Source organism: Oleiphilus sp. HI0128 (assembly GCF_001635365.1).
Genome location: NZ_LWGG01001493.1, coordinates 1 through 11424 on the forward strand (window position 1 = coordinate 1; position 11424 = coordinate 11424).

Annotated in this window: 14 protein-coding genes; 4 read left to right on the forward strand and 10 right to left on the reverse strand. The window is 43.0% G+C overall.

The features are described 5' to 3' along the window. On the forward strand, window positions 1-177 hold a 177-nt coding region (locus A3763_RS24585; protein WP_156495314.1), incomplete at its 5' end, for an IS3 family transposase. 35 nt (window positions 178-212) lie between these two features. Here the strand turns inward: A3763_RS24585 and A3763_RS24590 are convergent. From A3763_RS24590 to A3763_RS24600, 3 genes are all read right to left on the reverse strand, one after another. Then, window positions 213-647: a DUF3429 domain-containing protein gene (locus A3763_RS24590; RefSeq protein WP_068508353.1), complete on the reverse strand. Its 435-nt coding sequence runs from the start codon at window positions 645-647 to the stop codon at window positions 213-215. A 99-nt stretch (window positions 648-746) separates the two neighbouring features. Next, the gene (locus tag A3763_RS24595) at window positions 747-2303 is read right to left on the reverse strand and encodes a cryptochrome/photolyase family protein (protein ID WP_068634428.1); all 1557 of its coding nucleotides are present in this window, start codon (window positions 2301-2303) and stop codon (window positions 747-749) included. A gap of 23 nt (window positions 2304-2326) precedes the next feature. Next, window positions 2327-2587: a DUF3081 family protein gene (locus tag A3763_RS24600; protein WP_197469968.1), complete on the reverse strand. Its 261-nt coding sequence runs from the start codon at window positions 2585-2587 to the stop codon at window positions 2327-2329. A gap of 157 nt (window positions 2588-2744) precedes the next feature. Between A3763_RS24600 and A3763_RS24605 the strand changes: the two genes are divergently transcribed. Together A3763_RS24605 and A3763_RS24610 are read left to right on the forward strand one after the other, a co-directional pair. Beyond that, window positions 2745-4073, forward strand: a complete 1329-nt coding sequence (locus A3763_RS24605; protein ID WP_068508348.1) for a DASH family cryptochrome — start codon at window positions 2745-2747, stop codon at window positions 4071-4073. A 135-nt stretch (window positions 4074-4208) separates the two neighbouring features. Further along, a complete protein-coding gene (locus A3763_RS24610; RefSeq protein ID WP_068508355.1) occupies window positions 4209-4820 on the forward strand; it encodes a Yip1 family protein in 612 nt (203 codons plus the stop codon). 150 nt (window positions 4821-4970) lie between these two features. Here A3763_RS24610 and A3763_RS24615 read toward each other — a convergent pair whose 3' ends face one another. Then, window positions 4971-5510, reverse strand: a complete 540-nt coding sequence (locus tag A3763_RS24615) for a methyl-accepting chemotaxis protein (RefSeq protein ID WP_082865156.1) — start codon at window positions 5508-5510, stop codon at window positions 4971-4973. Between the two features lie 29 nt (window positions 5511-5539). On the opposite strand from A3763_RS24615, the gene A3763_RS24620 reads away from it, so the two are divergent. After that, entirely contained in the window at window positions 5540-5761 is a 222-nt protein-coding gene (locus A3763_RS24620; RefSeq protein WP_068634429.1) for a hypothetical protein, read from the forward strand. 566 nt (window positions 5762-6327) lie between these two features. On the opposite strand, the gene A3763_RS24630 is transcribed toward A3763_RS24620, so the two are convergent. The 6 genes from A3763_RS24630 to A3763_RS24660 form a co-directional block, all read right to left on the reverse strand. Beyond that, complete coding sequence (locus tag A3763_RS24630) at window positions 6328-6975, reverse strand: hypothetical protein (protein ID WP_068507266.1); 648 nt, start codon at window positions 6973-6975, stop codon at window positions 6328-6330. Between the two features lie 873 nt (window positions 6976-7848). Continuing rightward, window positions 7849-8202: a DUF6488 family protein gene (locus A3763_RS24635; protein ID WP_068510782.1), complete on the reverse strand. Its 354-nt coding sequence runs from the start codon at window positions 8200-8202 to the stop codon at window positions 7849-7851. A 28-nt stretch (window positions 8203-8230) separates the two neighbouring features. After that, entirely contained in the window at window positions 8231-9052 is an 822-nt protein-coding gene (locus A3763_RS24640) for a HupE/UreJ family protein (protein ID WP_068633491.1), read from the reverse strand. 49 nt (window positions 9053-9101) lie between these two features. Beyond that, window positions 9102-9518 carry a hypothetical protein gene (locus A3763_RS24645; RefSeq protein WP_068634087.1) on the reverse strand — a complete coding sequence of 139 codons (417 nt, stop codon included), beginning with the start codon at window positions 9516-9518 and terminating at the stop codon, window positions 9102-9104. 172 nt (window positions 9519-9690) lie between these two features. Further along, a complete protein-coding gene (locus tag A3763_RS24655) occupies window positions 9691-10467 on the reverse strand; it encodes a cytochrome c (protein ID WP_231872315.1) in 777 nt (258 codons plus the stop codon). Window positions 10468-10577: 110 nt separating this feature from the next. Beyond that, entirely contained in the window at window positions 10578-11234 is a 657-nt protein-coding gene (locus A3763_RS24660; RefSeq protein ID WP_068509435.1) for a cytochrome c, read from the reverse strand. Window positions 11235-11424 lie beyond the last annotated feature (190 nt).

Here is an 11424-nt window from a genome sequence, read left to right on the forward strand (position 1 = left end):
CGGTTCTTTGGAAGCTTAAAGCATGACTGGGTTTTGAAAGTGCCCCAGCCAACGAGAGAGCATATGAGAAATGATGTGGCTGACTACATGCGTTATTACAACTTAGAGCGGCTCCATACTTCTAACGAAGATATGTCGCCAATCGAGTACGAAAACTCTTTAAGAAAAGTGTCCTGATTTAGTTGCGCAGAACACATTCTGCTTGACTCGTTTCACCAGTCAAACACCATTGCAGAAAAAACCAAGGAAACGAGAACGACAAGCGTTATCACCAATCTCAACCTCATGAACCAAGACTCCAACACCTCTTCCTCAAATAGCTTTCGATCAATCACCAGCAAATAGATAAAACAGAAGGCGAACACGAGCGAACTATAAATCGACTCACAAGACGCTGCTAACCAAGCTAGAAGAGTGACAAAATTACTGTGCAAGAAGAGATTGATGGATGCATCACGAAGCAGAAACAATCCCCAATGAATGCCCGCCAGGAAAGAGATGATCACAGCGGCATATATACGCAAAGCCAAGTTCAAATTAGTCTCGTGCATATCAGAAAGGAACAGATACATACTTGGGATCAAGTAAAAAGGGAGTGCTCCGGCAAAGGTCAAGGATATTGCGATACAACGCTTATTTTTGTTCATGTGGCAGATTAACTCCAAGTCTGAGTAAAACCGTTCATTAGGCACTGGCAGCGTTCGAACTGTTTTATTGTTGATACCAGTTTATAGATCTAGCTCTATTTAGATCGTTTCAATATTGTCTAGCAATGTCAGCGCTCTCTCGTGAATGAGCTGCTTTTCTTGATCAGATTTTTTAGCCCACTGCTTGGCGATAAAAGATAACCTTTGATTGTCGGCCAAGCGTTCTTCATGCCTTCCAAAAAAATCCCAGTAAAGAGCATTGAATGGACAGGCGTCGGGCGTTACCTTCTCTTTAACCTTATAATGACAACTCTTACAGTAGTCACTCATCTTGTTGATATAGTTGCCGCTCGCAGCATAGGGTTTTGTGGCGATCCACCCCCCATCAGCAAACAAGGCCATCCCTCGAGTATTGGGTAGCTCAACCCACTGTAAGGCATCGATATAAATCCCTAAATACCAATCATCTACCTCATCGGGATGAAGACCAGCCAGCAAAGAGAAGTTACCTGTTATCATTAAGCGCTGAATATGGTGGGCATAAGCATACTCTAAAGACTGTTTGATACTCTCCTTCATACACGCCATCTTGGTTTCACCAGTCCAAAACCAACTTGGCAAAGGTCTACTCGCATTCAATCGATTCTGTTCCGTATAATCCGGCATATTGGCCCAGTACATTCCTCTAACATATTCTCGCCAGCCAAGAATCTGACGAACAAAGCCTTCGATCTGCGAAATCGAAATACTAGATTGCTGTTGATAGTATGTTTCAATGGCGACATCGATCACCTCATCAGGGCTAATAATCTTGGCATTCAAAGCAAAACTCAGCCGTGAGTGATATAGGCTCCAGGAGTGAGGAGAATTGCAGGTCATCGCGTCTTGAAAGTAGCCGAATTTCGGGAGGCATACTTGGCAAAAGTATTGAAGTTGAGCCATCGCTTGTCGATGGTTAATCGGCCAAACTAGCTTAATGTTCGCATTACCGAAACTGACAATCTCATGATCGTTCAACCGTTTTAGAATGACACTTACGTCATTTTCAAACACCAGTGGCTGGGGAATATCAGCTAAGTCTTTCTTTTTGAGCGCATGACGATTGTCCTCATCGTGATTCCACTTTCCACCTAAAGGGCTGCCTCCTTCCATCAAGACACTGAAGCGTTTACGCATTTTACGATAGAAACCTTCCATTCGATGATGTCTGCCACCTTCGAACCATAGAGGTAGTTCGTTGTGCTCAAGAAAAAAATGCTCGGTTTCATAGAGTCGGGAGGTGATCTCCAAGTCTCGAGTAAATTCACGTAGTTGAACATGCAGTCGATATTCATCAGGTTGCTGATATTCAAATACCTGACAAGCGCAGCGTTCAATGACAGATGAAAGCAATGCTGGCAAATCTTTATATCCCGAGCTTTCGTCCAAATTGAAGTACTTTACCCTATGTCCTGCCTGTCTTAGATTCTCCGCAAAATCCTCCATCGCGGCAAAGAAAGCACAAACTTTTTGAACATGATGCTTTACGTAGTTAGTTTCCTGCGTCAGTTCAGCCAAAATGTACAAGGTGTCAGGATCAGATTCCTTGAACCAAGAGTGACGGCTATTTAATTGATCCCCCAAAACAAGCCTTAGACGCTTGGTTTTCAAACTCATGATTTCTCTCTCGTTGGCCATTGCTAGAAAACAGTGCGTGCAATATTTTTCAACTTTTCGTAAAAACTCTCCAGATCCCTGTTTTGAGCGCACTCAATTTTCATCTTGTTGTGAAAAAAGAGAGTTAGCTTAACTTTGTGGTCACTGAGCATAATCGTGTAACCGTCATAACTCAGTTCGAGGCTAATTTGCTGATAAATAAGCTTGCCTCCCTCCATGCTTCCTTTTTGCCGAATGCATTCAGCTGCCAGCATGACTACCTTTGGTTCAATATGCTGTTCCAAGTTCCCAACTCCTAAAATTAGAATGTGCCCCAAGACCACACCGAGCATTTAAAAGCTTATACGCATCAACGCGTCAATGGATCACCCCATGCACTGATCCAAAATGAAACCTGCTTCGTAAGTGCCTGAAACACCCTCAGCGCACTACGGAATCCATATGCTCATTAAACAACGAAGAGTTCTATACTGGTTTACTCGAGACCTGCGAATTCATGACAACCAGGCGCTGCACGCCATAAAAAGCGCCGATCGCCTACTGTGCATCTATGTCGTAGACCCTAGATGGTTTCAGCAGAAGCTATGGCAGCAACCTTCCATCAGCAAACATCGCTGGCAGTTCACCTTGGAATGCATTCAGGATTTAAAACAAAACCTCGCACGATATGACCAAGAGCTGATTGTTTTATATGGTGATACAACTGAGCTGATATCCAACCTTATCAATAATTACGGCTTTAGTGACCTCGTATTGACTCAGTCTTCCGGTTCTTATGAGCGGCACATCCTTAAAGCGATTCGCAGGAAATGCTCCGAGGCTGCGGTAATAGAATATGAACAATACACGATCTTCAATGAGTTAGAACTACCGTTTAAGGTCTCTCAGTTACCCCAAACATACTCACGCTTCAGGAAATCAATTGAAAATCAAGGTGTCCCTGACCCCCTTCCTGCCCCCAAATTCCTGCCAATCATGCCTAAGATAGATATGTTGGAAGCAGAGAAGATTCCTGATTGGCTTCCTGTGAATACGACTTCGCTCCGCTTTACCGGTGGTGAACGCGAAGCGTTTGGCCATCTGTTCGAGTATTTCTCCAGTGATGCGCCCCGTCGCTACAAGACAGTAAGGAATGAATTATCCGGCTGGACCAACAGCAGCAAAATATCACCCTGGTTAAGTAGCGGCTGTCTATCTCCACGCCAGGTCATCAAGAAATTGCTTGAATACGAACAGGAAAACGGGTCTAACGATTCATCTCGTTGGCTATATGTCGAGCTATTGTGGAGAGAATATTTCCAATGGTGGCACTTTCTAAAAGGAGACCAACTATTTAGTTTCCAAGGATCCAAAAAGTCACCCCCGCTTACTAGTTTCTACCCTGAACGCTTCAGTAAATGGTGTGAAGGCGAAACGCCTTTCAAGATTGTCAATGCCTGCATGAAGGAACTAAAAAACACGGGGTATCTATCAAACAGAGGCCGACAAATCGCAGCCAGTTGTTTGGTTAATGAATTGAGCGTGGACTGGCGCTATGGAGCAGCTTGGTTTGAGTACTGTCTCATTGACTTTGACTTGGCAGTAAATTGGGGCAATTGGCAATACATTGCAGGCGTGGGGGTTGACCCAAGAGGAGGGCGCCACTTCGATCTTGAAAAGCAGTCGAGACTCTATGACCCTGACGGTTTGTATCAAAAACGCTGGGGAGCTGAAACGGATCCAAATTTAGACTCTCGCGATGCTGCCGACTGGCCAATCATACACGAGTAATAGAGATACCGAACAAAGACGAGCAAAAAACCGAGTGATCCATTAATTGATTCCTAGCGTAACGGATCGATGAGAAAGGCAAATTTCAAGTCTACTATCAAGCAAATATTCTTTTGGAAAATATGGGGAAATACAATGTTACTGAATCATGCTTTTGGAATGTTCACTCACCCTGATGAAGAATGGGAATCGATCCGCAAAGAACATAGTAATCCGGGAAGAATTTATGTTGCATACATTGCCGTTCTAGCAATGATTAGCCCAATATGCGCCTATATATCGACGACACAGTTTGGTTGGCAAGTTGGCGATGGGCAAATCACTAAACTGACGACCCAGAGCGCTTTGCAACTCAACATAATCACCTACATCGCAATGCTTATTGGTGTATTTGGGCTTGGCTGGGCAATCGATTGGATGTCTAAAACCTATGGAGGCAAACATGATGAATATGCAGCAAACGGTATCGCCTTGGCAGCCTATTCTTGTACGCCACTTTTTTTGGCTGGTATCGCCCTTTTAAACCCTGAACCTATTTTCAACATGGCTGTATATCTTATAGCGGCAGTATATGCAGGATTCTTGATCTACGACGGTTTACCGATTGTCATGGGTATTAGCAAAGAACGCGCATTGTTGTTTAGCGGCGCTATCTTGACTGTCGCTCTCGTTTACCTTGTAGCAACAAGAGTCGGTACAGTCGTCATCTGGAGCATAGGCTTCGCCCCTCAGTTCGTATCAGGTTAAGTAAAGCGAGATAGACGGGTTCATCAATGTTGAACCCGGTCTGTCGATGGCGTTCTTAATGTCAATATGTTTTCAGCGGATGACAAGCTTGGTTGGATACCGATTGTACTAGTCACCGTGCTCAACTGTGTTCAATATTAGCTGCGATCACTACGCGCTTCTTACTAGGGTGTTCATATCTTTTGCCATGATTGATAACTCGTGCGCTAATTCTGAAAGCCCCTGACTTGCATCCATCAAAGTTTGCCCCGCGTCGGCGTTTGTTCGACTAATATCTTCAACATTCTTACTCTCCAGAACAATCTCTTCAATCTGCGTACGTTGCTTGCTCATTGAATCTGAGACGGTAGAAATATTCCCCGCCGCCTGTTTTACCGAAATGACGACTTTATCTAGCGCGGAGCCCGACATATTGACTGCTTCAGCACCCGCTTTGACATCAGAACTCGCTTTGTCTAACAAAGTTCTAATCTTCTGAGCTGATTCGTTGCTTTTTTTGGACAGTGTCCTAACCTCATCAGCCACGACAGCAAATCCTCTACCTTGATCCCCTGCACGGGCCGCTTCAATTGCAGCATTAAGTGCAAGAAGATTGGTCTGCTCAGCGATATCCGTAATGACATTCATCATGGCAAGAATACCGTCATTACTTTCCTTCACTTCCTCCATATTCTGTATCGCTGTTGCCATTGATTCAGAATCGTACTAAAGGAATATCTATGACAGGTCTGACAGAAGATAAACTGCAAGAGTTTGCTAATGGTGTGGCTGATTTGTGTGATCAGTTAGGTGTTGAGGATCATGAAGAGAAATTGACCGCGATTGGGAATACTTTTATAGGGGCAGCGCTTTCACTAGGGAAACCCAACTTCTCAGTCAATGTTGATGGCTTAGCTACAGCTTCTGTTGAATCCGTTCTAGAGGCCGTCGAAGAAGAATAATTAAGGTTGATCGAACAGGTCTAATTGTTTTTCTGAACTGTTTTTTCTTCGTAAGGTAAAGCCAAGTTGGGAATGTACTTCTGATAACCAGGCTCGATAAGCCTGTCCACACCTAGCTTCAAATGGGTAAGCCTGGTTTAGTTTTTTCCGTATCAGCTTCACATCATTTTTCCCCGTTTCGAGGATAACTGCATGAATAATTGGTCCCGCGAGCTCTCTATAATGATCTAATTTCGACGCAGAAGACACGGGTTCCAGACAGCTGACCAGGTTAAATTAATGCACAGTGAAAGTTTGAGTGACTGCCCTTGCCTGATCGGAAAGCGTTTTATTGAGATTCTTAACTAAAAGGTTAAAGGTAACCAGAGTAAAACCATCTTGCGCATATTCGAAAACAGCGTCTATATCCAGGATGAACCCTTTTATCAATGTTGGTTTGAACTAGGTCCAGCATGAGTTCTACAGCATCGGTTAAACCATCTATGTCTTCACAGAAAGGAATCTCTATAGGTCTTTTCAAAAAAACTGCCTTCATTTTTTTTCTATTATGCATCAGGGATGTTTGGCTAGTATAACTCAATTGCAACAGATGCCTCTGCACAATTGTCAGGCTCAGATATCAAGCAGGTCTCTATTATAACATTGGCATCTTTTGGAATAATATCCAGAAAATCCGTTGCATCGACAACATGATTTTGGATACCTTCAGGCTTATTTAAAGGAATACTTGTTGTAGAAAATTGGTTCAAATTATCCTTTGCATATACACTTTCAAATGAAGCGAATTCACTACACCCATAATCTGCTCCCAATGCCATTGGGAAAGAACACTGGATAGTGAACAACTCCAGATCATTATCAATCTCAATAATATCATTATCACTCAGATAGACCTTTGCTTGGTAAAGCTCTCTTTGATTAACACCTAACGTAGTGTCATCCGAATATTTAACCGTTGTCATCCAAGTTATGCTTAACTTTTCTTCAGGGTTAAAGTGATTTTCTGTACTTCTATCATTTGAAAGCAGATTAAAAACCTTTGGGTCTAGAGGTGCCTCTCTAAACTCGATTACTAACTCAGGCCCTACTCCACCGCCTTGACCACCATTAGTTCCAGGGGCAGCTCCACCGCCACCACTTCCACCTCCATTACAGCCAATTAGAGTTCCAGTAACTAAGCACGTTGATATAACTTTTATAGCCGTATTTTGCATTCCTTTATCCCCTGAATAGTGAAAATAGATTATATTTCAGCATCAAAAGGGATTTACAAATCAGAGGGTCTTTGTTAGGTGACCTTTATAGACTTGATCAAAGCTAGGAAATGTTCTTTCGCACTTTATGCAATCACGAGAGAACAGTAAGGACATGCCTCCCCGCCTTTTAAATCCCTTTCTTGTACCTGCGAATAACAACCTTCACATTCGATCGTTTCTTCGCTAGTGCCCAATGCCACTTGAGTTTCTGGGAGAAACCCTTCCTTTTGAGCTTCTATAAGAATATCAGACATTTTATTCCGTTGGTATCTGTAAAACTCTGATCTTATTAGATAATAATATTGACGACCCCAAATAAAGGATCATTAGCACCTAACCTTAACGCAAAAAAAAGCCCCATATTTCAGGGGCCAAACTCAACACTACTCAACCGGGCTGCTTAAAGGTGCTACAACTTTTCATAGTAGATACTCGATTAAAAATTGAAATTCAGTTTATAAGGCTCTGTGATACTGTCCTTACTCTACCATTCAGACATAGCGCTGAGGCATAAAGTCACATTTAACCACATATTTTTCTCAAAGCTCTATAGACACTATATCCGCTAGATCATTCTAAACGGCCCTACCCTAAATCAAAGCTATTATGACAAGCCAGATAGGTATTCCCCCCCACTCTTAGCCCACTCTGGATCAATAAAACCTCTAGGTATCGCACACTCAAGCAGGTTATTTAAAGCTCTTCACGAGACTTATTCAGATTTGAACAATTAAGATTCTTGGAAGCAAGGTCGTTTTTCAAGAGAAGATGGCCTCAAACTGGACATAAGCAAAATATAGGAAGGGAGGTGCGAACACCTCCCGTTAGGCCTTACTGCCCCGTAAAGTTAGAAGCCAAGTACTTTCCGTTGATCGTAAAGAAAACGTAAAGCGTTTGCTTTTTAGGGTCTTCGATGGACTCATTCTCAAATGTAACGACCCATTCTGGGCCATGTCCGAATGATTTTTCCTCGACTGATTTAGAAGTTACGCTAGACCAAGATGCGTCAATTTTGCCCTTCTTGGCCAACTTCCAGACATGCTTTGTTGCTTTATTGATAGCTTGCTCACTAGTGATAGGTTTATGTTGATGCCCGTGGGAATGACCACTTCCTGGTCCTGCCAATGCAGTTTGCCCGAATAGAAACATAACTAAGATCAATGGAGCGCTAATTAAGTATTTCATAAATATTCCTCTTTAAATTATTGTCGTTTTAGTCAATTGAGTCGTGAGAAGTTCTCGGTCTTTGATTCGTCATTTCGCTCTCTATTTCACTCTCCATGTCACTAGACATTTTCTCGTGTTCATGTAGATGGTTGTCGGTGCTAAAGCCGAAATCATCTGGGTGGGAGGTGTGCGAGTATCCATGCAATTGCTGCAACAGCAGCAAAACACCAAGCGATATTAGAAAAACATTCGCTGCATTACTGAAGTTTTTAAATGACTTGGTTTTGCGCCAAATAGCCAATAAACCAAGCATGACAGTCAATGCGGCAATTTGACCAAGTTCTACACCTAAGTTGAACGAAAGAATTTTAAGCACTAACCCTTCTTCAGATAACGGGAGCATTTGTAGGCGGGTTGAAAGACCAAAGCCATGAATCAAACCAAAAACGAAGACAATCAAAAGCAGATTCGGAGAAGCGATGTTTAAATACTTCTTAAACCCACCCAGATTATCAAAACCTTTGTATATGACGGTCAACGCAATGACTGCATCTACAAGATAGTAATTTGCTTGGATCTGATAAAGCGTTGCAAAAAGCAGCGTGATCGAATGACCAATTGTAAAAGCAGTGACAAACTTAACAATGTCATTAAATCGAGTCAGAAAGAAAACAACCCCAAAAAGAAAGAGTAAATGGTCATAACCGGTGACCATGTGGCTTGCGCCTAACTCAATAAAATCCCAGTTAGTTGCTTCTAAGGCTTTTGCCTTATCTGCTTCGGACATGCCATGCCCGAAAACGACGCTACAGATAAAATAGAAACCAACGGCGATGGGCCATCGGCATTTTTTAAATACGGATAACATTATTTACCTCAATAATAAGTTCTAGCTTACGCTAGTAAAATTTTATGTTTTAAACGAGAGAGGGAAATAATTTTGGCGGTGCTCTAGCCTTAACATTAGAGCGAAAATGGAAGCTGCGATATGCAAAGGACTTGTCAAAATAGAACTGAGTGACGTTTTTCTGTTCATCGCACGAAAAACTAGTGACTAAGACTGCTTGAGGCTCTAGGTCATTGAGCCACTTTACATATTTAACGATCCAGTCTTGGCTTAGCTCGACGACCTGGTTCGTGTGACTATTTTGATCAAAAGCATCAGCATGATGAGACGCAACATTGTGCGAATGTGCTACTTGTGCGTGGGAATGGCCCGCCCCGTCATGATTATGGCTGGATGCCAAATGAATATGCGCCGAAGCAGACTGCATTGTCAGAAATGCAATCGCTAAGAAAAGTTGCCAGATTTTGCTTGTCAAAATAGTGCGCATGAACGAGCCACATATTTGGGATCAATGGATTATAATGACGGATTCATTTCGATACTATCAATTATTCATGAAGGAATATTTAAAAATAAACGTAGTAAGAGATAATATTCATACCAAAAGAGAGGGTCAGCCTCAAGGAGAAGTCTTCCGTACTATCAGGCACCAAAGGCTTCTAAGGTGTTAATAAATATTGTGCGACAGCCTTTAAGTCGTTCCAGCTCATGTATCCGGTGCTATGCTCTACTACCTCACTCATACTGCCGCCAAACACATCGCCATCATGTTTGATTCCGGTCTGTAAGGCGTAGGCAAGATCATCCTCAGTCCAGCCATTTTCCTTTAGATTAGCCGCCGTGATAGCAGGAACCTTATTGTTGTTAGCATCATAACCACCAGCAAAAGTCTCTTGACTGTTCAAAGCGCCAAAAAGATTCCTTGGTGTATGGCAAGCGCCGCAGTGTGCGGCTACCTCAACCAGGAATTTTCCTCGATTGAGCTGATCGACTGACGCTGAATTCGCCACTGAAGCAGATGGGCTAAAAAACATGGCTCGCCATAGCTTTAAACCTTCACGAAAATTGAATGGAAACCTTATAGACTGCTCGGGGTCTGGTTCAGCGACTGGCGGTACGGTTTGAAACGCCACCCATAAATCGGCTACATCTTGATCAGAAAACTTCTCGTAAAACGTGTATGGAAAAGCCGGATAATACGGCTTTCCTTCAGGTGAAATACCTTCTCTTAGTGCTGTCGAAAATTGTTGAAATGTCCACGCCCCAATACCATGTTTCGGGTCTGAAGTTAGGTTTGGCGCACGAAAATCACCGAAAGGCGTGGTTAAAGGTTTTCCTCCTGCTAAGAATTTACCGCCGGAATCGATATCAGTATGACAAGCTATACACCCTGATATTCGCGCCAAGTATGCGCCACGAGCTGTATTTCCATTCATACCTTCTGAACTAAAACTTGGAGACAGGGGCAGCCAAAGCCTATATAGAAGCCCCCCCCCTAAAAGCAATAGAAGTAAGCAAAAGCTGTAGTAGCGGCGAGGCATTCCTGTCATTTCTCGATGCGGTATTTTTTATGGCACGAAGCACAGCTCTGCCCAATCATACGAAACAAGCCAGCGCTCGGTTTGGAAGCAAGGTGTTCATCACTCATGTTGTCTAGCCCCCGTTGCGCTCCCATTGCTGCTTGACCTTGGGCACCCATCATTCCCTGGCCTCTCATTTGCTCCCCCATGCGACCATTCATAGGGCCCGATTCTCCCATCATGCTATGGCCGGACATATGATTTGAATTACCCATCATGGTATTCCCCATACCATTTTCTGGTTCCACATTCTGATTGTTGGCAGCTCCATCGTGCAAGGCCTGCCCTAAGCGTTCTAGATTGCGTGCTAAGCGCTGAAAATTCTCCCACTCATTCCATATTTCAGCAGTCGCCTCGCTAGGCATATTTAAACTGCCATCGGGAAAAAGCTTTGTCATATGCTCGCCAGAATGATCTCGGATCAGAAGCGCATTCCTCTTTACAGTTTCAGCGTCGTATTCTTTTTGCCCTCGCATAATCGGTTTTAGCTCTTTCATAGCGCCTTTTAGATTATCCATTAAATCCATACGCTCTTTAATAATACCGGTCGCCCCGCCATGGCCATAAGCGACAGCTGAAATGGAAAAAATAACCAAAATTATAATCACTGCATTTCTGTTCATGAACTCGTACCTAATCAATTTTCCACCAAGCGTTAGTTGAAGCTTACGCCTATAAATCACTTAATTTAATCTCTCTAGTTAACTACGAAAATGCCTTCAGGTGAAGCAAAACCAAACTAGCGGGTCGTTTCTCACTATAGTAAACACAAGAATTGCATATGTTGAGGTCTATTTATACATAAGGTGTCAG